Source organism: Saccharopolyspora hirsuta (genome assembly GCF_008630535.1).
GTDB lineage: Bacteria > Actinomycetota > Actinomycetes > Mycobacteriales > Pseudonocardiaceae > Saccharopolyspora > Saccharopolyspora hirsuta.
Genome location: NZ_VWPH01000003.1, coordinates 289,996 through 312,595 on the forward strand (window position 1 = coordinate 289,996; position 22,600 = coordinate 312,595).

General features: G+C 68.0%; 19 protein-coding genes. 6 read left to right on the forward strand and 13 right to left on the reverse strand.

Annotated elements, in window-relative coordinates; genetic code table 11:
- Position 1 precedes the first annotated feature (1 nt).
- The 3 genes from F1721_RS07540 to F1721_RS07550 all read right to left on the reverse strand — a co-directional run bounded on the left by F1721_RS07540 (position 2) and on the right by F1721_RS07550 (position 2,865).
- The gene (locus tag F1721_RS07540; protein WP_150065833.1) at positions 2-214 is read right to left on the reverse strand and encodes a hypothetical protein; all 213 of its coding nucleotides are present in this window, start codon (positions 212-214) and stop codon (positions 2-4) included.
- A gap of 609 nt (positions 215-823) precedes the next feature.
- Positions 824-1,435, reverse strand: coding sequence for a hypothetical protein (locus tag F1721_RS07545; protein ID WP_150065834.1), 612 nt, complete (start codon positions 1,433-1,435; stop codon positions 824-826).
- Between the two features lie 1,121 nt (positions 1,436-2,556).
- A complete protein-coding gene (locus F1721_RS07550) occupies positions 2,557-2,865 on the reverse strand; it encodes a hypothetical protein (protein WP_150065835.1) in 309 nt (102 codons plus the stop codon).
- Between the two features lie 452 nt (positions 2,866-3,317).
- Here F1721_RS07550 and F1721_RS07555 point away from each other — a divergent pair, with 452 nt between their 5' ends.
- A complete protein-coding gene (locus tag F1721_RS07555) occupies positions 3,318-3,908 on the forward strand; it encodes a hypothetical protein (protein ID WP_211840363.1) in 591 nt (196 codons plus the stop codon).
- Between the two features lie 46 nt (positions 3,909-3,954).
- Here F1721_RS07555 and F1721_RS07560 read toward each other — a convergent pair whose 3' ends face one another.
- Complete coding sequence (locus F1721_RS07560) at positions 3,955-5,523, reverse strand: recombinase family protein (RefSeq protein WP_170301391.1); 1,569 nt, start codon at positions 5,521-5,523, stop codon at positions 3,955-3,957.
- A 486-nt stretch (positions 5,524-6,009) separates the two neighbouring features.
- Here F1721_RS07560 and F1721_RS07565 point away from each other — a divergent pair, with 486 nt between their 5' ends.
- Positions 6,010-7,044: an NAD(P)-dependent alcohol dehydrogenase gene (locus F1721_RS07565; protein ID WP_150066063.1), complete on the forward strand. Its 1,035-nt coding sequence runs from the start codon at positions 6,010-6,012 to the stop codon at positions 7,042-7,044.
- 15 nt (positions 7,045-7,059) lie between these two features.
- Here F1721_RS07565 and F1721_RS07570 read toward each other — a convergent pair whose 3' ends face one another.
- Entirely contained in the window at positions 7,060-8,691 is a 1,632-nt protein-coding gene (locus F1721_RS07570) for a TM0106 family RecB-like putative nuclease (RefSeq protein WP_150065837.1), read from the reverse strand.
- Positions 8,692-8,963: 272 nt separating this feature from the next.
- Here F1721_RS07570 and F1721_RS07575 point away from each other — a divergent pair, with 272 nt between their 5' ends.
- On the forward strand, positions 8,964-9,527 hold the full coding sequence (locus tag F1721_RS07575; RefSeq protein WP_246154439.1) for a DUF6474 family protein: 564 nt from the start codon (positions 8,964-8,966) through the stop codon (positions 9,525-9,527).
- 145 nt (positions 9,528-9,672) lie between these two features.
- Here F1721_RS07575 and F1721_RS07580 read toward each other — a convergent pair whose 3' ends face one another.
- From F1721_RS07580 to F1721_RS07605, 6 genes are all read right to left on the reverse strand, one after another.
- A complete protein-coding gene (locus tag F1721_RS07580) occupies positions 9,673-10,671 on the reverse strand; it encodes a glycine betaine ABC transporter substrate-binding protein (RefSeq protein WP_246154440.1) in 999 nt (332 codons plus the stop codon).
- Positions 10,668-11,435, reverse strand: coding sequence for an ABC transporter permease (locus F1721_RS07585; protein WP_150065838.1), 768 nt, complete (start codon positions 11,433-11,435; stop codon positions 10,668-10,670). The genes F1721_RS07580 and F1721_RS07585 overlap by 4 nt, the downstream gene beginning before the upstream one ends.
- On the reverse strand, positions 11,435-12,613 hold the full coding sequence (locus F1721_RS07590) for an ABC transporter ATP-binding protein (protein ID WP_150065839.1): 1,179 nt from the start codon (positions 12,611-12,613) through the stop codon (positions 11,435-11,437). The genes F1721_RS07585 and F1721_RS07590 overlap by 1 nt, the downstream gene beginning before the upstream one ends.
- Positions 12,606-13,253: an ABC transporter permease gene (locus F1721_RS07595; protein ID WP_150065840.1), complete on the reverse strand. Its 648-nt coding sequence runs from the start codon at positions 13,251-13,253 to the stop codon at positions 12,606-12,608. The genes F1721_RS07590 and F1721_RS07595 overlap by 8 nt, the downstream gene beginning before the upstream one ends.
- Positions 13,254-13,256: 3 nt before the next feature.
- Positions 13,257-14,891: a BCCT family transporter gene (locus F1721_RS07600; RefSeq protein WP_150066066.1), complete on the reverse strand. Its 1,635-nt coding sequence runs from the start codon at positions 14,889-14,891 to the stop codon at positions 13,257-13,259.
- Positions 14,892-15,192: 301 nt separating this feature from the next.
- Complete coding sequence (locus tag F1721_RS07605) at positions 15,193-16,875, reverse strand: BCCT family transporter (protein WP_425474399.1); 1,683 nt, start codon at positions 16,873-16,875, stop codon at positions 15,193-15,195.
- A gap of 387 nt (positions 16,876-17,262) precedes the next feature.
- Between F1721_RS07605 and F1721_RS07610 the strand changes: the two genes are divergently transcribed.
- The 3 genes from F1721_RS07610 to F1721_RS07620 all read left to right on the forward strand — a co-directional run bounded on the left by F1721_RS07610 (position 17,263) and on the right by F1721_RS07620 (position 19,036).
- Positions 17,263-17,703, forward strand: a complete 441-nt coding sequence (locus tag F1721_RS07610) for a hypothetical protein (RefSeq protein WP_150065842.1) — start codon at positions 17,263-17,265, stop codon at positions 17,701-17,703.
- A gap of 65 nt (positions 17,704-17,768) precedes the next feature.
- Entirely contained in the window at positions 17,769-18,509 is a 741-nt protein-coding gene (locus tag F1721_RS07615; protein ID WP_150065843.1) for a YcnI family copper-binding membrane protein, read from the forward strand.
- Positions 18,506-19,036, forward strand: a complete 531-nt coding sequence (locus tag F1721_RS07620; protein ID WP_150065844.1) for a copper resistance CopC family protein — start codon at positions 18,506-18,508, stop codon at positions 19,034-19,036. The genes F1721_RS07615 and F1721_RS07620 overlap by 4 nt, the downstream gene beginning before the upstream one ends.
- A 192-nt stretch (positions 19,037-19,228) precedes the next feature.
- Here the strand turns inward: F1721_RS07620 and F1721_RS07625 are convergent, their stop codons facing one another.
- On the reverse strand, positions 19,229-21,823 hold the full coding sequence (locus F1721_RS07625; protein WP_150065845.1) for an HAD family hydrolase: 2,595 nt from the start codon (positions 21,821-21,823) through the stop codon (positions 19,229-19,231).
- Between the two features lie 336 nt (positions 21,824-22,159).
- On the reverse strand, positions 22,160-22,462 hold the full coding sequence (locus F1721_RS07630; RefSeq protein WP_246154445.1) for a hypothetical protein: 303 nt from the start codon (positions 22,460-22,462) through the stop codon (positions 22,160-22,162).
- Between the last annotated feature and the right edge of the window lie 138 nt (positions 22,463-22,600).

The following is a 22,600-nucleotide window of genomic DNA, read 5'->3' on the forward strand; positions in this document are numbered from 1 at the left end:
GTCAGTTGCTGCGGTTGATCAGGTAGCCCAGAGTCATCCGGGTAACTGGATTGAGGTTGTCAACCGACTTCAGGTGTTCGACCTGCTCAGCCTCGCTAGGCTCGGCAGGGCGGTCGTCGGTGTAACCGGCAGCGATAGTGTCAATCGCTCGTGCCCCGGACACCGCCCGTGTCTGACGCTCGTTCGCCGCTGCGTGATCGCGCATCTCGTTCATTGCTCTTTCCCTTTCGTCGTCGGAGCCAATAGGGGCTCCATCGAATCATGTGTGGTTTGGCGTGCGGCTTGTTCACGCTGCCCCTAGAACGGGGGGGTGATCGGAGTACGGCTTGATCCGGACCCAAGGTGTAAGCGGGTCCGATGGATCATCAGTTGATCTCAGCGGTCTTCGTAGACTGCTCATTGGCTCAGAACTAAGCCTGAGCACGCAACCTTCTTCATGGGCTTCCCGGCAGCCATTATCCGGGCGGTTAATCTGCCCGATTTGCGGATCGTTGAACCGGTGCGCTCGAAGGCACCGGGGACAGGTCCCGATTACGTACCCGTTCCAGGTCAGAGTCTGGTCCGACCAACGGCGGAAAACCTCGAACTGAATCATGCTGAACCCCTAACACCTCGGATTTTGAGGTCTTACAGACCCCATCTCCCGAAGACCTCAGATTTTGGGGTCTTAGGGGCTCCCCCTAGACTCCACTTCGTTCCGTCCGTCCAGAGGTGGATATGAAAAGACCAGGCCGCAGGCCTGGTCGTTGCTCTCTCAGCATGTATTTCTTCCAGATACATACTAGAGTAGTGTCCTCAGATTTTGAGGTCTTTAATTGAGGTCTTAGAAGTCAGGCACGGCCGGGGCGTACACCGCCCGGTTGGTGCCACCCTTACCGCCGTTGCCGTTGTCGACACGGCGGAAGAAACCACACTCGATGGCGTGCGTGATCGCACGCCTGATGGTGTTCTCCGAGGCTATGCCCGTGATCTCACAGAGGAACCGGGCCGCCGCTTCGGTCGGCTTGCCGTACTGACTCTTGTGCTCCAAGCCCATGAACTGAGCGAACGCCAGCGCCACATGATGAGCCGCTGGCATCCCCCGCAGCCTCTTCGAGTGGAAGATCTTAGACATGTGCTCGTTCTGGTTCTTCGGGTCACGAGTCGGAACCTTCGGCGTTGGAATAGACCGGCCTTGCTTGTTGGTCTTCCCAGTGGCCTTCTTCTCTGCCTCTTCTGGATTCCTTGGTAGAGCGACCGGATCAGGGGACGGTCGCTCTACCCCTGGTTCAGGCTTAGGAGGCTCTGAGGGCCCCTCAGGGGCCTCTACTGGTTCCGGGGCGGGCTTTGGCTGGTTCTCTGGGGCAAACGGATCGAACGTGGAGAACTGAGGCTTAAGCGGCGGCGGGGCGGTCTCAGGCTCGTGGTCAAACTCAGTCTTGAGCGGATCGAACATTCTCGTTGTCCTTGTCATCATCAGTAATTCTTAGTTCGTGGCCGATCTGTGCCTGCCGACAAGCAGGCGTAGTCACGTCCCACTTGTTCCGGCGATAGACTGTCTTCCGCCACTGGCCGAAGCTCACGGACGGCTTGGGGGTGTTCATCGGCCGTACCTCGCTTTCGTTAGGTCTCTGCGAACGTGTTCCATCTGTGTCCTAATTAGCCCCAGGTAGGCCACCAGGGCGACAAATGCGGCTTCAGCGATGACATGCATGCCTGACCCTCTCAGCGCTTCTTAGGCCGTTTCAGCGGTCTGTGTGGTTCTTAGTGCCGCTGCGGTCCTGCGGCGGTAGTCCCGGATACACCGGTTGTAACAAGTTCGGCAGCGCGGGCTACCGCTCGATGTGTAGGTGTTCCGCGCGGTCTTCTCGTGACCGCAGCTCTTCCACTCCTCTTGCATGTGGCTCACCTCCTTTGATTGGCAATCAGTTTTCGGCACAAGAGAAGAGCCCCGGGCTAAACCCGGGGCTTATCTCTGGAGCAAATACCCTTTGACCTCAGTTGTTCGGTTGGAAGCCTGCGACCCGATAAAACAGGGTCCGGGATAGTGCCGGTGAGTGAGGAAGCACCACCCCGCCCCCCGGAGCTGCGCGCGAGGGTCGGACGCGCGCTCTACCGGCAGGGCGCATTCTGCCGGAGTCTGCTAAGCGAGCCGTCAGGCTCGCTCTTAAGTTGACTAGGCAGGGTCAGCGCTGACGCGCTGCCCTACTAGTAGGTCTACGTAAGCGAGCCGTCAGGCTCGCTCTTAAGTCGGCTTAGGTAGGTCGCAGTCGATCGGTCGCTTCGCTCCCTCTCTCCTGCTCCAATAAGTTATGGGTGCCACATCTTCGGAGTCCGCCGCTTCTGGCGGTAGATGTGCCGTAGTTCACTCGGATGGAGTAACCTCGGGGCCGTCGCCTGTGAGGGTGCTCGTTCGGAGCTTCACTCCCCCTCTCCCGCTCCCTTTGTATATGGGATCGGCATCGTCAAAAACCGCGTGTTCCGCGCCCCTGACGTGGCATAGCTCACGCGTGGGCCGTTCTTCACCCGCGTCAATCGGTCGTCGTCCACCTAGGACTCCTTTCCGCCGATTTCCTCTTATTCGGTCCGTTCGGCCTTGCACAGGTGATCTACGCCCAAACCGGGGCAGACCGGAAAGACCGCGTAGCGGGTGAAGACGTATCCGTCCCCGGCCCAATCGTCATCGTCTTCCACGGTTGCCCAGTCGGTCTCTTTCGTGCAATTGTCCGCCAGGAATTCGAACACAGGGGCACGGCACGGATCATCGATCTCCACCAAAGGGCTGATCTTCGTTTCAAGGATCTTATTGATACTGGCGGGGTCATCCCAGAGCCATGCCTCAATGAAGAATTCGAGCCGTGCAATCAATTTTCGAGTGGTCGCCATCTTTGGCCCCACCTTTCTGCCGTGACGGAAAGCGAGCTGATCAGCTCGCCTATGGCTCATTAATTGCTTGGGCTTCCCTTACTTCGGCGTCATGGTCTTTCGACTGGCGTACAACGCTGGGCACCGGGTATTGCCGCTGTTGACGGGCTGCGGTGTTGGCCAACGTGCAAGGGATGTGCTTGTTCAGGGTTCTGGTGCCCCTTGGGTGCGGTGTCATTCGATACGACGCTCCTGCCGCACCCTGCTATTCGGTAGCCGTCCGCTCACCACTTCTGTCGCCTGAGCCTGCCGACTGCGTCGGCGGTTCTCTGGTCCCGCGTGATCGCTTGGGCCTTGTCTCGGGCCGGGGGATCGGACCCCGTGAGCCGGACAGCGACAACAGTACGCCTGGTCTAACTGGTCAGTCAAACCAGTTAACCGGCAAGGTTGGGCGATGCTGATAGGCTCTTGGTATGAGCACCGAACGGGCACGCACGGTCGTGCAGGACCTCGGCCCCGACATGGAGTGGCTCTGCGAGATGGAGTGGCCTGAAGGCGTCACGACCGGCGGCCCCGGCATGCTCGTGATCCGGCCCGCCGGGCATACCGGCTATCCGGCGGGCGGGATCAGTTCCACGCTGCTCCGAGAGATCGACTTTCGGGGCGCCGTCGAGACGCTGCGGGATCAGCTCGCCAGCTCCGACCGGTGGGCCAAGAGTCGGGAAGAATCCGCCCAGAAGCTAAATGAGCGGCTTCTAGAGGCTGCGCAGGGCGGCATCACTCCCGAATACCTGGCGCTGCTGTCGCGGGTCTACGTCGGCAGCGTGAACGAGGGGCAGGACAAGCCGCTGGCGCACCTGGCAGAGCTGACCGGGAAGTCCGCTAGCGCGATCAAGAACCATCTATGGCAAGCGACCCGCAAGGGCTTCCTTGAGCGCAGCCCCGGAAGGGCTGGCGGGAAGATCACCGAGAAAGCCGCAGCTGTTCTAAAGGAAGTGCTTCAGGTTGATATTGGCATGAGTCCGGCGGAGATGCTGGAGCATGCAAGAGAAACGCAGGAATGAGAAAGCCCCCGGATGAAACCGGGGGCTTTCTCGTGTCTGGGGTAGGTCAGTCCAGGGCGATACCTAGCGCGGCTCTGTTGGCCGCTTGCTCAGCGCTTATTTCCTGTAGGAAGTCCTCGGCGGATAGCTGCGGGTCGATACCCGAGAGCAACCGGTCCAGGTGTGTGAGGTCGTAGCGCCAATCTACCCCGTTCCATTCCGCACGGACCTTGGACTGGCGCAGGAACGAATTCCGTTCGTCAACGGTCATCGCTTCCCAAGCCTCTGAGAACGTCTGTCCCGTGTCCTCGTATCGGTAGCCAGGCGCAACCACCGGACTGGCCTCCAGCTCGCTCCGGCGAGCGTCTAGGGCCTCGATTCGGTTGTTCAGCCTATCCAGCGCTTTACCCCGGAATGCCGGGGTACCGACTAGGCCAGCGATCGAATCCAGCTCAGCTTCGATTTCTGCTAGCTCGTTGGTGTTGTCGGTTCCGGGGACGTAAATCCGCTTGCGCATCGGCAGCGTTCCGAACGACTCCAACAACACTTCTTGCAACGCTTGCTCTGCCGACTCGGCAGTAGCCGAGAGAGTACCGCAGGATCCGATACCCGAACCAACAGAACGGCATCGGTACCGGAATACACCCCGAGACGTAATCGAGCGGTCCAATGGAGTACCGCACGTGCCATTCCCACGCAGACCTGAACAGAAACCGACTTGCAGCAACAGCGGTGTCTGAGTCTTACGCCGTTTCGGAGCGCTACGGATATTCTCGCCTAAAGCCGCTTGCAGCTCGTCGAACCGAGTGCGGGTTACCAGCCCCTTCGCTCGCTTCACTGGTGCACCGGACTCATCCCGTACCGCGTAGAACTCCCCGTAGTTCTTGTTTCCTTTCTTGTCCCGAACCGGATTACCATCGGCACCGAGCACAGCGTCACGACGAATCGCGTAACCGAGCATCGCCTCAGACTTGAGCATGTCTTTAAGCGGAGTGTCTCGCCACGGGGAGCCTTTCGGCTTCTCACCGTTATTAATCCTGCGCTGATCGCTCGGACTCGGAATCCCGGAATCGTTTAGCCACATGCGAACCGAACGGATCGACTGTTTGTCGATGATCCGATCAATGATTTCGTTCAGTACTTTGTGGGCGTAGCGGTCGATGGCATAGACGCCGTTTTCGATTTTGTACCCGTACGGGACCGCCCCGCCTCGGTACTTGCCCAAAGAATAGTTGAAGTCGAATGTGTCGGTGGTGCGCTCTCGGATCGCCTCAAGCTCACCAGCGGCAACCTCGGCGAGAATGAACGCAATCATACGACCGGGGCCGGAACTGAGATCAAATGTCTCGGACGTCGAAACAATCGACTTGCCGCGTTCCTGGCACCACTCCATTACCTTGCTCAGGTAAATCGAACCAGTGGCGATGCGGTCCAGCCGGTACCCGGCGATAATGTCCCACGAATCGATCCGCTGGGGATCGTGGAACCACTTCCCAAGGTCGGGAGCCTCTAGCGGGTCAACACTGCGGCCTAGGTCAAGATCAGTAGCCCAACCGATGATCTTGTGTCCGTTCGATTTCGCCCAACGCTTGATGTTGAGTTTCTGGCGCTCCGGCGACGTCGTGACGTCTTCCAACCCCCGAAACCGGCTCAGCCGGATACGTCCTAACACCCTCACTGTCCGGACTCCTGTCCGGCCACGGCCAACAGAGCGGACAGGGCGGCCTTGCGTGTCCGGCACGGCCGGTCACCGTTGTTGGCCCTAGCCCAACGGTCACCGGTCAACCGGTAGCACCACCACCATTGACGCTGGCCGTAGCCGTGTCCACGCCAAGACCGGTCATCACCGACGTACCCCACGAAAACCCCATCAACTTTGACCGTGTAGACCACGGTTCCACCTGCGGCGCTGACTACATCGCGCCTGGTCAACGCAACGTTTCCGGTACCCACTGGGGCGTCTCCCTAGTGGGGGTAATTTGCGCGGTGTGAGGGCGCCCTCCGGATGGCTCCGCGCTGATCGCGTGGCCCGTGACGGCCGTTCGAGCGGTGGCGGGGCGCGAGTCGGCGCAAGATGGGCTCCTCGGGCCAACCGCGTAAGGAGTTCACGATGGGCCAGCTCATGAAGGCCGTTCAGTACCAGCAGGTCGGGACGAAGCCCGTGGTGGTCGAGGTGCCCAAGCCCGAACCGGGCCCCGGCCAGGTGCTGCTGCGGGTGACCGCGGCCGGGATGTGCCACTCCGACCTCGAGGTCATGAGCTGGTCCGCGGACCAGTCGCCGTTCGAACTGCCGCTCGTCCTCGGGCACGAGGGCGTCGGCACCGTCGCGGAGCTCGGGCCGGGCGTGCGCGGGGTGACCGAGGGCGAGTCCGTCGCGGTGTACGGGCCGTGGGGTTGCGGGGTGTGCCGGAACTGCGCGCAGGGCAAGGAGAACTACTGCACCCGCAACGAGGAGCTGGACATCCGGCCGCCGGGGCTCGGGCGGCCCGGCGCGATGGCCGAGTACCTGCTGGTGGACGACGTCCGCCACCTGGTCCCGCTGGACGGGCTGGACCCGGTGCAGGCCGCGCCGCTGACCGACGCCGGGCTCACCCCGTACCACGCGATCAAGCGCTCGGTGCCGAAGCTGGTCGGCGGCAGCACCGCGGTCGTCATCGGCGCGGGCGGGCTCGGGCACCTGGCGGTGCAGATCCTGCGCGCCACCACCGCGGCCCGGGTGATCGCGCTCGACCTCACCGACGAGAAGCTGGAGCTGGCCCGGAAGGTGGGCGCGCACGAGGTGGCCCGCTCCGACGAGTCGGCACCGGCGCGCATCCGGGAGCTGACCGGCGGGCTGGGCGCGGACGTGGTGCTGGACTTCGTCGGGATCGCGCCGACGGTGAAGCTCGCCGCGCAGTCGGTGGCGATCGCGGGTGACATCACCATCGTCGGCATCGGCGGGGCCCCGCTGCCGGTCGGGTTCGGCCTGCTGCCGTACGAGGTCTCGGTCGCCTCGCCGTACTGGGGCAGCCGCTCGGAGCTGATCGAGGTGCTGGACCTGGCCCGGTCCGGTGCGCTGCGCGCGCACGTGGAGACCTTCGGCCTGGACGAGACCCCGGAGGTCTACGAGCGCCTCCGCGCCGGGGAGATCACCGGCCGCGCGGTCATCGTGCCGTAGCTCCGGACGCCGGGGTCAGAGGTCTTCGGCGAAGGGGATCTCGCGGACCGCTTCGGAGGTCATCCAGCGGCGGATCGTCCAGGTCGCCCGGACGTCGTCCTCGTTGTAGCGGAGGATCCGGTCGCGCTGGGAGAGGACCGGGACGGTGCCGCCGAGGCCGACCGCGTCCCGGTACCAGCGCATCGAGTTCTCGCCGCTGGCCTCGGCGTCCCGCCAGCCGAACCCGGCGCTCGGGGCGATCACCTTCAGGCCCTTGCCGTTCGGGCACAGGAACTGCTCGCGGACCGAGGCGAACAGGTCCACCCACTCCGCGGAGCGGATGAACTCGCGGACCTCGGCCACCGACGGGACGCCGGGCTTGCCCGCGAACCGCTCGGCGGAGGCCAGCATCCAGCGGTTCTCCGCCAGCTCGTTGTAGCAGTACGCGCGGAAGCTCAGGCCGCGCTCGTACGCGCGGCGGCGCACCGAGCAGAACCAGGTCCAGAACTCCGCGAAGGAGCGGCCCTCGTCGTCGGACGGCAGCGGCTCCCAGCTGACGAACGCCCGGTAGCCGGGTTCGTCGCCGATGTCCGCGCCGGACAGCCAGCAGCCCCACAGGTAGGCGCCCGAGTCGCCGTAGCTCTCCATGTCCACGTCGACTTCCACGTCCGCCCGCGGCACCGACACGTCGCTGACCCGCCGCACCAGCGGCAGGTCCTGCAGCCACGCCTTGGCGAGCAGGATCGCGTCGGTGTTGCGCACCCCGGTCAGCGGCAGCTCGTCGGCCCGCTCCAGCGGCACCGCCGCCAGCTCGTCCACTGTGGACACGCCGAGGTCGCGCAGCGCGGTGGCGTCCTCGCCGCGCACCACCAGGCTGACGTCGCGGCGGTCGCGCAGCTGCTGCTCGCAGACCGGCCACCACGGGCAGCCCTTGCACTCGTTGATCCGGGACGGTTCCGCGAGCGGTTCGGCGCCCTCGTTCGCCGCCGTGGCCACCGCCAACCGGTCGGCGAACCGGACCTCGTACTCGGTCAGCGCGGTGCGCCCGCCCGGCCAGTTCGGGTTCGCCAGGTCGTGCCAGACCACCACGTCGGCTTCCACGCCGATCACGCCGCCCCGGTGCCCGGCCGCGCTCATCCCGCAGGCCTGCAGCAGCCGGACCGCGTGCGCCAGCCGGAGCTGGTCGCGGGGCTGCGCCCGCACCTTGCGGGTCTGGTCGGTCGAGGCCGCTTCCGGGACCGGGCGCTCCACCGGCGACACCTGCGCCCCGCGGCCCGGATCGGTGATCTTGTGCCGCACCACCAGCACCGGCACGTACCCGTCCCCGCTGCGCACCAGCAGGTCGACCGTGCCGCGCCGACCGCTGACCTCGTCGGACGGCAGCTGGGCGGCGGAGATGTAGCGGGTCCCGGCGCGCATCGCGGCCAGCGTGAGCTCCGCGCGGTCGCGGGCCGCGCCGCGCGGGATCTCCGTCCAGTCCGGACCGTGCAGCCTGCTGAGCAGCTTCGCGACGGCGCGGCGGTGCTCGGCGGCGTCGGCGATGCGCTGCTCGATGCCCAGGTCCAGCGGCGCCGGCGGCTGGTCCTGCATCGCGGGGTCGTTCTCCAGGTGCACGCGTCGACGGCAGCGCGTCACCACGCTTGCGTCGAGCAGCACCTTCTCCTTCACGGGTGAAGCGTATGCCGTCGGCATGACAGGTGCGGCCATCCCCCCGGCTACACGACCGAGCGGTGTCGTACGCTCCGCGCACGAAGCGTGACCCTTGCGGTCGTGCGCAACCGTGCGCGGTTCCGGGTTTCGCACCGGTCCGCGAGCCGGCCTCACCCGAACCGGGAGTTCTGAGCTCCGATTTCCGCGGAATCGCACCGCCAGCTCAGGCCGGGATCGCGGGTGCGCTCTTAGAGTGATCGGAAACGCCAACCGCCGAACAGGAGATCCCGGTGAGGAAGCGCACGAACCGGCGCAGGGCCGCGAAGCGGACCCCGACCGAGCACCGCAGGGCGGCCAAGGCGGCGAAGAAGGCGGACAAGCGGGCCGCCAAGGCGATCAAGAAGGGCGAGCACGGACGCATCACGCCGAGCAACGCCAAGAAGGTAATCGGCGTGGCCAAGGTCGTCGGCCCGGTGCTGGTCCCGTTCGCGATCCGCGCGGCGTCCGCCGTCCGCGACAGCTACGACCGGGCGCGGGCCCGGCGCCTCGGCGTCCCGGTGGACGACCTCGGCACCTACACCGGCCACGGCGCGGCGCTGCACGCCCGCATCGCGGGCGACTCCGACGCCCTGCGCGCGCTGCGCGAGCAGGCGGGCGACGAGGAGGCGCGGCTGGCCGCGGAGCAGTACGCGGAGCGGACGGGCGCGCGGCTGATGCAGCTGACGACCGCGGTGCGGGCGGCGGAGCGGATGCCCGCGCAGCGCCGCCGGTCGGCGCACCGCGCGGTGGACGCGGAGCTCGGCCAGATCGAGGACGACCTGCTGACCCGCTTCGGCGTCCCGCCCCGGCGCTGACCCCGGAACACGACGAGGGGCACCTGCCGATGCGCAGGTGCCCCTCTCTTCGAGTCGCAGTTTCAATTGAAACTGCGATCCGTGCTGCGCGGAGTCCCCGCGATTTCAAGGGAAATCCGAGTTCCGCTGAGATCGCGGGGCCGGGTCAGCGGCCGGGGATCTTGACGAAGCCCTTCTCGGCCATCCAGTCGCGGGCGACGTCGGCCGGGTCGCGGCCCTCCACGTCGACCTGGGCGTTCATCCTGACCAGCTCCTCGTTGGTCAGCACCTTCGACACCGGCTCGAAGATCGCGGTGATCTGCGGGTATCGCTTGAGCAGCTCATCGCGGGTGGTGATGCCGATGTTGTAGCGCGGGAAGAACAGCTTGTCGTCCTGCAGCACCTTCAGGTCCAGCGCCTTGATCCGGCCGTCGGTGGTGAACACCTCGCCGAAGGTGCAGGTGCCGTTCGCGGTCGCCTGGTAGATGCTGCCCTCGGTCAGCGTCTTCACCTTGGACTTGTCCGCGGTGAAGCCGTACTCCTGCTCCACCCCGGGCATGCCGTCGTTGCGGTTGGCGAACTCGGTGTCCACGCAGAACGTGGCGTCCTCCGGGTGCTCGGCGATGACCCGCGGGATGTCCGACAGCTTCTCCACGCCCAGGCGCTTGGCGGCGTCCTGGTTGACCGCGAACGCGTAGGTGTTGTCCACGTTGTAGTCGATCGCGGTCCAGGCGATGCCGTTGCGCTCCAGGTCCTGCTGCTTGACCGCCTCGTACTGGGCGCGGGCGTCCGGGATCGGGTCGTTGTTGCCGTTGTAGCTGATCCAGGACGTGCCGGTGTAGTCCCACAGGACGTCGATCTGACCGCTCTGCAGCGCGCGGCGGGCCGTGGACGACCCGACGATGCTGGTCAGGTCCCGCACGTCGGCCCCGGCCGCGGCGAGCGTGAACTCGGCGATGTAGCCGAGCACCATCTGCTCGGTGAAGTTCTTCGACCCCACCGTGATGGTCACGCCCTCCAGCTCCGGGACCGGCTGGATCGAGCCGGGCTCCACCGCCAGCGGCACCGAGCTGCCCGAGCTCAGCCCGCAGCCGGACAGCAGGACCCCGGCCATCGCCAGCGAGGCCAGTTTCAGCGCGCCGCGGCGCGACGTTCGAAGCTTCATCGCAACCCCTTCGGCGACAGGTAGGTCTCGGCCAGCGCGCCCAGCCAGTCGACCAGCAGCGCCAGCGCCATGGCCAGCACCGAGCCGACGATCATGACCGTCCAGTCGTTGAGCTTGTAACCGGTGTCGATCATCTCGCCGAGGCCGCCGGCACCGACGAACAGCGCCAGCGTCGCGGTGCCCACCGCCAGCACCAGCGCGGTCCGCAGACCGGCCAGGATGTACGGCACGGCCAGCGGCAGCTCGATGCGCAGCAGCACCCCGGCACCGGACATGCCGATGCCGCGGCCCGCGTCGATCAGCGACCGGTCCACCTGCTGCAGGCCGACGATGGTGTTGCGCAGCACCGGCAGCAGCGCGTAGAAGGCGATCGGCAGCACCGCGATCCAGAACCCGGTGGCACCACCGGTGAACAGGAAGAACAGCACCAGCAGACCGACCGCCGGGGCGGCCTGGCCAATATTGGCGATGCCGATCACCACCGGCGCCGCCCTGCGCGCCCACGGGCGGCTGAGCAGCACGCCCAGCGGCACCGCCACCGCGATCACGATCAGCGCCACCGCGAAGCTCATCAGGAAGTGCGCCCAGGTCAGGCCGAGGATGAACGGCGCGTTGATGCTGCGCGCGGTCACCTCGTCGTTGTCCTGGCTGAACGCCCAGCCCAGCACCGCGGCGACCAGCACCACCACCGCGACCGGCTGCGCCAGCAGGCGCAACCGCTCCGCGGTGCGGGATCCGGAGTCCGAAGCGAACTGGCTGCTCATCACTCGTCCCCGGCCGAATCGTCGGCGTGCTCTTCGCGCAGCGCCTTGATGGTGTTCATCACGGTGTCGATGTCGACCACGCCGACGTACTCGCCGCGGGACCCGGTGACCACCGCGACGCCGTCGTCGTCGGTGAGGATCGCCTCGAGCGCGTCCTGCAGCGTGGAGGCCAGCGACACGCTGTCCTCGACCGGCCGACCGGCGCGGTCCAGCGACGACACCGCACCGGCTTCGCGGGCGGTGGCCCAGCGCAGCGGGCGGTTGCGCTTGTCCAGCACCAGGCCGATCGCGCCGCGGCGGGTGCCCAGCTTCTCCTTGAGCACCGACGGCTGCTCGTCCACCTTCGCGGTCGGCACCTGGCCGACCTCGATCTCCCGGACCCGCCGCAGGGTCAGCTGCTTGAGCGCGGCACCGGCGCCGACGAACCCGGCGACCGTGTCGTCGGCCGGGTTGGCCAGGATCGCGTCCGGCGTGTCGTACTGCAGGATCTTGGACCGCTCGCCCAGCACCGCGATCCGGTCGCCGAGCTTGACCGCCTCGTCGAAGTCGTGCGTGACGAACACGATCGTCTTGCCCAGGTCCGCCTGCAGGCGCATCAGCTCGTCCTGCAGCACACCCCGGGTGATCGGGTCCACCGCGCCGAACGGCTCGTCCATCAGCAGCACCGGCGGGTTGGCCGCCAGCGCCCGGGCCACGCCGACGCGCTGCTGCTGACCGCCGGAGAGCTGCCGCGGGTAGCGGTCGCGGTACTCGGCCGGGTCCAGGTTGACCAGGTCGAGCATCTCGTCGATGCGCTCGCTGATCCGCTTCTTGTCCCAGCCGACCAGGCCGGGCACCATGCCGACGTTCTCGCCGACGGTCATGTGCGGGAACAGCCCGGCCTGCTGGATCGAGTAGCCGATCTCGCGGCGCAGCTTGTCCGGGTCCAGGCCCAGCACGTCCTGCCCGCCGATGGTGATCTTGCCGGAGGTCGGTTCGATCAACCGGTTGATCATCCGCATGGTGGTGGTCTTGCCGCTGCCGGACGGTCCGACCAGCACCACCGTCTCACCGGCGGGGATGGTCATGGTCACCGATTCGACGGCGGGCAGCTTCTGGCCGGGGTAGCGCTTGGAGACCTCCTCCAGGCAGATCTCCACGCCGTGCCCGCTGGTCGGGGTCTTGTTGTCGTCAGCCACGAATACCTCTCGAAGTCGTCAGCCGCCCGATCAGCACGAAGACGGCGTCCAGCAGCAGGGCCAGGACGATCACGCCGACGGTGCCGGCGATGGCCATGTTCAGCGCGTTCGCGCCGCCCAGCTGGCCGAGTCCGCTGAAGATCAGGTTGCCCAGGCCGGGTCCCTTGGCATAGGCGGCGATGGCCGCGATGCCCATCAGCATCTGGGTGCTCACCCGCATGCCCGCGAGGATCGCGGGCCAGGCCAGCCGCAGTTCGACGCGCGTCAGCACGCCGAACCGGCTCATGCCGATACCGCGGGCCGCGTCCAAGATCGGTTGATCGACTGTAGACAGCCCGACGATGGTGTTGCGCACGATCGGCAGCAGCGCGTACAGCACGAGCGTGAGCACCGACGGTGCCACGCCCAGCCCCAGCACGGGGATGAGCAGGCCGAACAGCGCGAACGACGGAATGGTCAGGATGGCGCTGGAGAGCGCGGTGGCGATCGCCGCCCCGGCGGGGCTGCGGTAGACCGCAACCCCGACCAGGACTCCGACGATCGTCGCCAGCACGATGCACTGCAGCACCATGCTGACGTGCTGGTAGGAGTCCACCAGCAGCGATTGCCACCTGGATGCGACGTAGTCCAGGAAGTTCACTCGTTACTCTTTCCCGCCCGCCGAGGTCGCGGTGGGCTCCTCATCGGTCTCCACCGGTGTGGTGACCAGCTGGAAGTCGCCGTCGTGCTCCTCGGTACCGGTGATCACGGCCTGCTCGAGGACCTCGGCGCCCTTGGCGTCGCGCAGCATCATCGGATCGCTGCGCAGGTCCTTGACCAGTGCCATGCACATGAACAGCAGCACGATCACGAACGGCGCGGCCGCGATGATGGCGGTGTTCTTCAGCCCGTCGAGGGCGTCCTCACCGCCGGTCAGCAGCATCACGGTGGCGACGCCGCCGATGACCACGCCCCAGAACACCACGACCGCCTTGCCCGGCCGGGTGCTGCCGCGCTGCGACATCGAGCCGAGCACGACCGAGGCCGAGTCGGCGCTGGTGACGAAGAAGTTGACGATCAGCAGCATGGCGAGCACGCTCGCCACCCCGGACAGCGGCAGGTTGCGGAACAGCTCGAACAGCTGGTCCTCGCCACCGGCCGCCTCGGACAGGGCCGCGCCCTCGCGCTCCTGGGAGAGCGCGGTGCCGCCCAGGACGGCGAACCAGACGACGCTGATCACGCTCGGCACCAGCAGCACGCCGCCGATGAACTGGCGGATGGTGCGGCCGCGGCTGATCCGCGCGATGAACATGCCGACGAACGGCGTCCAGGAGATCCACCACGCCCAGTAGAAGATCGTCCAGCCGCTCAGCCAGCTCTGCATCTCCTCGCCGCCGATGGCGCCGGTGCGGGAGATCATCCCCCCGAAGTCGCCGAGGTAGGACCCCACCGACAGCGGGATGATGTCCAGGATGAACACCGTCGGACCGGCGAAGAACAGGAAGATCGCCAGCAGCAGCGCGAGCACCATGTTGCTGTTGGACAGCAGCTGGATGCCCTTGGCCACGCCCGAGACGGCCGAGGCCACGAACGCCGCGATGAGCACCGTGATGATCCCGACCAGCAGCGTGTCGCCGATCGCGTCCACCCAGCCGACCTGCTGCAGCCCGGCCGCGATCTGGGTCGCGCCGATGCCCAGCGAGGCGGCGGTGCCGAACACCGTCGCGAACACCGCGAGGGAGTCGATGATCCGACCGGGCACGCTCTCCGACGCCCGCTTGCCGAAGAACGGCACGAACGCCGAGCTGAACAGCTGCTTGCGCCCGCGCCGGTAGCTGGCGTAGGCGATGGCCAGGCCGACCACCGAGTAGATCGCCCACGGGTGCAGCGTCCAGTGGAACAGCGAGGTGGCCATCGAGACGCCGACCGCCTCGTCGGTGCTGGCCTCCACGCTGCCCGGCGGCGGGCTGGCGAAGTGCGTCAGCGGCTCGTTGACGCCGAAGAACATCAGGCCGATGCCCATCCCGGCGGCGAACATCATGGCGATCCAGGACGAGGTCCGGAACTCCGGCTTCTCACCGTCCTCGCCCAGCGGGATCCGCCCGTACTTGCTGAAGGCCAGCCACAGGGCGAAGACCACGAACGAGGTGGCCGCGATGACGAAGACCCAGCCGCCGTCGCGCACCAGCACGTTCAGCGCGGTGCTGGAGAAGGCGTTCAGCGAATCGGGGTCGATCACGCCCCAGGCGATGAACGCCACCGCGGCGACCGCGGCGATGCCGAACACCACCCAGTCCATCCGACCTGGCTGGTCGGCGAGCTTGGTGCTCACCGCCCCGGCCGGTTCGTCCGATCGTTCTAGTACTTCGGTCGACACAGATCTCGGCGCCGAACGAGCGGCGCCTCCTCCTTTCGGGGGGTCGGTCGCACCCGGCCGGTTCCGGGGGTTCCGGCTGAACCGGGACCCGGAGCCGATCACGCGCGACCCGTGCAGTTCCGCCACCCCGGGGGAACGGGACAAAAGCCCCAGGGGGTGAACGCAGTGCGCGCCCGGCCGCCGCAGCAGCCGGGCGCGCACACGCTTCGGCCGGAAGGACTCGCTACTTCTCCTCGGCCTTGGTCCCACCGGTCGCCCCGTCGTCCTCGACCGGGGTGGTGACCAGCTGGAACTCGCCCTCGTGCTCCTCGGTGCCGATGATCACGGCCTGCTCGAGGACCTCGGCGCCCTTGGCGTCGCGCAGGGTCATCGGGTCGCTGCGCAGGTCCTTGAGCAGGGCCACGCACATCAGGACCATGACGACCGCGAACGGCAGCGCACCGATGAAGGTCAGGTTCTGGATGCCGTCCAGCGCCTTCTCGGCGTCACCACCGGCGGTACCGATGACCAGCATGATCGCGGCCACCGCACCGGTCGCGGCACCCCAGAAGATGACCACCCAGCGGCTCGGCTCGATGGAGCCGCGCTGGGACAGGGTGCCCATCACCACGGACGCGGCGTCCGCACCGGAGACGAAGAAGATCGCCACCAGGATCATCACCAGCACCGAGGTGATCAGCGTCAGCGGCAGGTGCTCCAGGACCGCGAAGGTCTGCGCCTCCGCGGTGCCGTCGCCGTAGACGCCGTTGCCCGCCTTCTGGCTGTCGATCGAGGCACCGCCGAAGATCGCGAACCAGACCAGGCTGACCACGCTCGGCACCAGCAGCACGCCGCCGACGAACTGCCGGATGGTGCGGCCGCGGCTGATGCGGGCGATGAACATGCCGACGAACGGCGTCCAGGAGATCCACCACGCCCAGTAGAAGATCGTCCAGCTGGCCAGCCAGTTCTGCATCTCCTCGCCGCCGGTGGCCCCGGCCCGCGAGGACATCTCGCCGAACTCGCTGATGTAGGAGCCGATCGCGGTGGGCAGCAGGTCCAGGATGAACACCGTCGGGCCGACCACGAACACGAAGATCGCCAGCAGCGCCGCCAGCACCATGTTGATGTTGGACAGCCACTGGATGCCCTTGGCCACGCCCGACACCGCGGAGGCGATGAAGCACACGGTCAGCACCGCGATGATCACCACAAGGACGGTCGACGAGGCCTCGCCGATCCACCCCGCGGCCTTCATCCCGGCGCTGATCTGCAGCGTGCCGATGCCCAGCGACGCCGCCGAGCCGAACAGCGTGGCGAACAGCGCGAGGATGTCGATCAGCTTGCCGATCGGGCCCTCGGCGTTGCGCTTGCCGATCAGCGGGCGGAACACGCCGCTGATCAGCTGGCTGCGGCCGCGGCGGAAGCTGCTGTAGGCGATCGCCAGACCGGCGACCGCGTAGATCGCCCAGGGGTGCAGCGTCCAGTGGAACAGCGACGTCGCCATCGCCGTCTCGATCGCCGCTTCGCTCTCCGGCGGGACGGTGCCCGGCGGCGGGGAGACGAAGTGCCCGAGCGGCTCGCTAACGCCGAAGAACATCAAACCGATGCCCATACCGGCGCTGAACATCATCGCGATCCAGGAGACCGTCCGGAACTCCGGCTTCTCGCCGTCCTTGCCGAGCGGAATCCGGCCGTATTTGCTGAACGCCAGGAAAAGGGCAAAGATGACGAAACCGGTGGCGGCGAGGACGAAGCCCCAGCCCGTGTTCGTCAACAACCAGTTCAGCGCGGCCTTCGAGGCGGTGCTCAGCGAGTCGGTGCCGACGGCACCCCAGATCACCACTGCGAACATGATCGCAGCGGTGAAACCGAACACGACCCAGTCCGTTCGCGGCTTGCCTAGGAACTCGGTGTTCGCGGGCAGCTCACTCGTATGGTTCCCCTTGGCGGAGTCACCACTTCGTTCTGTTTCGGTCGACACAGGTTCCGGCGTCGACATTCGGCGACGCCCCCTCCTCTCCGTCGTCAGTCACGACGATCCGATTCAGCGCCCGGCATTGCGCGCAGCCGTGCCCGGACCGTCTGCAACCCGATAAACCGTGACCCAATTGGGTGAACATGGCAAGCTCGCCCGCGGTCAGCGTGGCCGAACCGACACCTAGACTGGGCTGCTGTGGCAGCCGGTCTCACCCCTACGCAGGGCGCACTTCGCGTCCTGCGCGGCGGTGCGTTGGCCACGACGTCGGCATCACTGTCCGTAGCCGCTCACGTGGCCGCGGGCGGGTCGTTACCCGATCTGGGCTCGACCGTTGTGATCACCGTCCTCCTGGCCGGCGCCGGTGTGGCGCTCGCTGATCGCAAGCGCGGGTCGTGGGGCATTCTAGGGGCACTCGGCGTCAGCCAGCTGTCACTTCACGCATTTCTCCAGCTCGTGGCGTCCCACCAGGACGGACCGGGTGCCATCGGCATGCCGTACTCGCCGCTGGAGATGACCCTCGGTCACATCGGCACCGTGCTGGTGACCGGGCTGCTGATGGCCCGGGCGGAACGAGCACTCTTCGTAGTCGCGAGGCTGCTCCGTTCGATTCTGCCGCGCCGCCCGCGGCCGCTACCCACCGTCACCGAGGTGCACACGGTCTGCATCCCGGTGATCACGGTGCGTCCCCTGGCGCACCTGCTCTACCAGCGGATCCACGCCCGCCGCGGACCCCCGGGATCTCCTGCTCCCGATCAGGCGGAATTCGCCGCCTGATCGTTGTCGTTCCGTCATTTTCCGATCATCGGCGACCGCCGAATTGCAGGAGATTCCAAGTAAACATGTCGACAAAACGATTTGCGGCGCGCTCCGCGGCGCTGACCGCTGCCTGCGGGCTCACCGCGCTGCTGGCTGCCGCGCCCGCGTTCGCCCACGTCAGCGCGCAGCCGGGGGAGGCCGCCAAGGGCGGTCACGCGAAGATCGCCTTCCGGGTGCCGAACGAGCGGCCGAACGCCTCGACCGTGCAGGTCAAAGTCACCTTCCCGGAGGCGCAGCCGCTGAGCTCGGTGCGCACCAAGCCGATGCCGGGCTGGACCGCTGAGGTCGAGCGGGTCCAGATCGCCCCGGTCCAGGTGGCGGGTACCGAGGTCAAGGAAGCCGTGCGCAGCATCACGTGGACCGCGCAGCCGGGCAACCGGATCGGGCCGAACGAGTTCAACGAGTTCGAGGCCACCCTCGGCACGCTCCCGGACGACGTGGACGAGTTCGTCATGCCCACCTTCCAGACCTACGACAACGGCGAGGTCGTGAAGTGGGACACGCCGACCCCGCCCAACGGCGAGGAGCCGGAGCACCCGGCGCCGACGCTCAAGCTGGTCGAGGACGCCGAGGGCGGCCACTCGCACGGCAGCGGCTCGGAGGAGCAGGCCGCGGGCGGTGCCGGTGACGACACCGCCCGCTGGCTCGGCGGCGCCGGGCTGCTCGTCGGGGCGCTGGGCGTCGGGATCGGGGCCGGTGCCCTGGCCCGCAGCCGCAGCGCCGGGTCGGCCGGTGCCGGATCGACCGGGAAGGACGAGTCGTGAAGCGGTTGATCGCAGTCGCGGCGCTGGCCGTGGCCGCGCTGCTCGGCGGCGCGGGCACCGCGCTCGCGCACAACGTGCTGGTCAACAGCGACCCGGCGGACGGCGCGCAGCTGTCGGTCGGGCCGCGGGAGATCCGGCTGACGTTCGACCAGCCGGTCCGCTCCGGTGCGGGCTACAACACGGTCAACGTGGTCGGCCCCGACGGCACCTACTGGACCGACGGCGAGGTCCGGGTCGAGGGCAACTCGGTGTTCGCCCCGGTCCGCGAGCTCGGCCCGGCCGGGACCTACACGGTCGGCTACCGGATCCTGTCCAACGACGGCCACCCGGTCCCGGGCAAGGTGACGTTCAACCTGACCCAGGCCGGCAACGGCACCCCGGCCCCGGCCCCGCAGAACGCGGAGCAGCCGGACCAGCAGCAGGGCGAGTCCGGCGGCATGCCGATCTGGCCCTGGATCGTCGGCGCGGTGATCGTGGTGGCCCTCGGCCTCGTCCTGGCGCTCCGCCTCGGCAAGCCCAAGGCCTGATCAGCTGATCGGTGAGGGGCACTTGCGACCCGGTTGCTCGGTCGCGGGTGCCCCTCACCTCGTTCAGGGCGATTTCGCGCCGCACGGAGTCGTGCAGCCGACGAGCCGGAGCGTTTTGGCTGGTCAAGTGTCGTGAGTGGTTTGCGGGGCTATAGCACCGCAAACCACTCACGAGTGCTTGGACGGCTGGACCTACTTGGCGCGGAGGCGGATGCCCGACAGGAGGGCTTCGGTCGGGCGGCCCGAGCCGTCGAGGAGGTGGGGCGGGGCCATGAGCCAGGGTTGGCGGAGGCCTCTCCGGGGCGGGGTCCCCGGGGCGTAGAGGGGGCGGAAGCCCTGGTCCACCAGGGAGATCGCGTAGTCGACCGCCACCTCCTGGTTGGCGGTCAGGGCCGCCGTGCCGTGCCAGGGCATCACCCCCGAACCGCCGAGGGGGACGAAGCGGAGCCTGCCCGGGGCCGGGCGGATCGACAGGCTCATCCGGACGTCGTCCTGCCACAGGACCTCGTAGCCGAGGTCGGCGTCCACGTGCTTGTTCGCCAGGTAGGTGATGGTCTCGTGCCAGGCCGAGACCAGCAGTTCGCCGCGGGCGCCGCGGACCTCGGGCGGGACGTCGCGGTCGGTCAGGTCGAAGGGGTCCGCGTAGATCCGCTGCGACCAGGCCAGCGGATCGCCGCCGCGGCACGGGACGTCCACCGCGTGCAGGACCGACCGGAACAGCTCCGCGAACCTCGGTTGGCCGGGGGCCGACGGGTCGCGGGTCGCCGCCTCGGCCAGCACCGCGCGGGGGTTGCGGCGGATGTCCAGGCCCGCGAAGGCGGTTTCGTACCGCTCGCGGTGCGCGCGCAGGAGGTCCGGGCGCTGGGTCCGGTCACCGCAGGCCGGGTGCGCGTCCGCCGCGTCGTCGAAGTCCTCGACCACCACCAGGTCCTCCGCGCCGACCGCGGCCACCTGCCGGGCGAACTCCTGGTGGTAGGCCGCGCACCGGTGCGGTTCGCGGAACCGGAAGTGGCTGGCGTCGGTGAGCGCCCGGACCCGGACCCCCGGCGGGTGCACCTGCCGGACCGCCGCGTCCAGCTGCCGCAGCCGGACCAGCATCGCCAGCTCGGCCAGGTCTGGCAGCCCGCCGAGCGCCTTGAGCCGCGAGCCGTCCTGCTTCAGCGACGGCCCCACCACCACGAACCGGATCGGCTCGCCCGCCTCGACCGGCGCGCGCAGGTCCCGCTCCGCGGCCGCCAGCGGGTACGCCGACCTCGACGCGCCGAACGGCTTCGCGGTGATCACCTGCCACACCGCGCGGACCGGATCGGTCCCGGCGGCGACCTCCCCGCCGAGCTTCCGACCGCTGGTCACCGCGGTCGCCACCAGCGCATCCACGATCCGCGCTTGGTCCGCTGCGGTCAGCTCCGCGCCGCGGTCCCAGATCGTCGGGCGGGTGCTCAGCTCCCCGACCCGCAACGCGCTGACCGAGGTCGCGTGCGACAGCTGCGCCTCGCGGGCGTGACCGCGGCCGAGCGGGACCGGGTGCGGCAGCGACTCGAACGTCGCGATGCCGTCGGCGTCGTCCGAGGTGAACAGCGGCGCGCGGACCGGGACCACCAGCGCGGACGGGAAGGCTGAGCGCAGCGCGGCCCGGTTGGTGGCCGAGTCGTCGAACGCCGCGACCAGCTCGTGCTCGCGGAATTCGCGCAGCGCGGCCACCTTCTGCTCGGCGATGCTGCGCGCCGGGTCGTCGTCGGACGTGCGCAGGTCGAGGTGCCCGAGACCGCAGCCGGTCAGGAACTCCTCGGTCGCGGCGCGCACCCGGTTCCGGCGCCCGGTCAACCAGACGACGCGGGCCCCGGCCTGCTCCAGGTCCCGCACGTACCGCTTGATCCCCGGCGCGAGGACGTCGGTCCGCAGCGCCTCCCCGTCCCACGCGATGTTCCGGCGGAACTCGGTGTACAGCTCGTCCCAATCGAATTCGGGGTACCGCTCCCGCAATCCGTTCCGCGCCAGGAACGACGGCCATCCCGACCGGTAGAGGCCGGGCAGCACGGCGAGCCGGTCGGGATCGGCGAACTCCGCGATGCCGCCGACCCGGCGCAACGCCTCGCGGACCCGCTGCTCCGGGTGCACGGCGCAGAAGTCCAGGTCCACCGCGACCAGCGGGCGCGGCAGCCCGCGCTCGCGGCGGCACCGCGCGCTGCGCTCCCGGACCGCCCGGAGCACCTGGCGCAGCACGTCGTGCTGGCCCGCTTCCACGACGTGCAAGAACTTCCGCCACGGGTGGTCCCCGGCCAGCGCGGCCGCGGTCTCCACCGACAGGTTGCGCAATTCCTGCGCGACGACCTCGTCGAACGCGCCGCGGATGCGGTCCCGCTCGTCGCCGGTGACCAGCACCGCGGCCACCGCCAGCTCGTCCAGCTGGCCGTCCAGCGCGGTGATCGCCACCGGCACCTCCGCACCGGTGGCCGGGCGGATCCCCTCGACGACGATCCGGCCGGTGGCCGAGGATTCCGCGCCGAGCTCCACACCCACCTCGCCCACCGGCAGGAAACCCCTGGCCAGCAGGCCGCGGAAGGTGATCAGCAGCGGCCGCACCACGAACTCGGCGAGGTGGTCCCGCGCCCGCCAGTCCGGTGGCTGGTCGGCCACCAGCCGCTTCAGCGCCAGCACATCACCCGGGAAGTCGCTGCGCGCCAGCTCACCCAGGGCGAGCCAGTTCTGCGGTGCGGGGGCGCAGTACAACCGCAGCAGCGCGTCGTCGGCGAGCACCCTCCGCAACCCGGTGCGGAACTCCGACATTTCTTCCGGACGGCACAAAATCATCTCCCATCAAGGATTTTCGGCGACTTCGGCGAGCGAATTCGCCGGAGCGCGACGAGAATTCGACTGCGGTGAAACGAATTCGAAGCGGACGCGGTGCTGGTCACCGCGCCCGAGCGCGTGGCGTTGCGCACCGCCCGGACGGTCCTGTCCGGACGGGGAAAACGCCCCGGTCAGCCGAAAAACCGGCTGCTACCAGGGAAGATGCGGAGTTCGGCCGGACCGAACGCGGCTGCGCCGATCGGCGAAGCACCAGGAAGGAGGGCCGGACAGCGCCGCGCGTCAACGATGACGCGCCGGTCGCCGAGCGGTCATTCAGCGTCGGTGAGTTGCACCGACGCCGAGTCCACCGGGTTCTTCGAGGCGGAGCAGCGCGGCCCGACCGCGGCGCTCGAGCTCCCGCCGGCTGATCCAGCCCTTCGCGTAGCAGCGGTACACCTGGGCGAGCAGCACCAGTTCGGCGAGGTGGTCGGCGTGCCGCCGCCGGAGGTCCGCCGGCAGCAGGGGCAGCGACGCGACCTGGGAGTTCACCACGTCGTCGAGCACCTGGGCGGAGCGCAACGCGCGCATCCGGCGCCAGCGCGGGAACAACTTCCCCAGCAAGAACTCCGCGACCATCATCGACAACCCATCCAGTTGCAACGCCCTGACGGATCAGTTCCCTCGTATGATTTACCCCTTCGGGTCAGCGTCGTCACCAAGAATGACCAAAAGAGCGTGGCGATCGGGTCAAGATCGCCCATTCGGGCGCACATC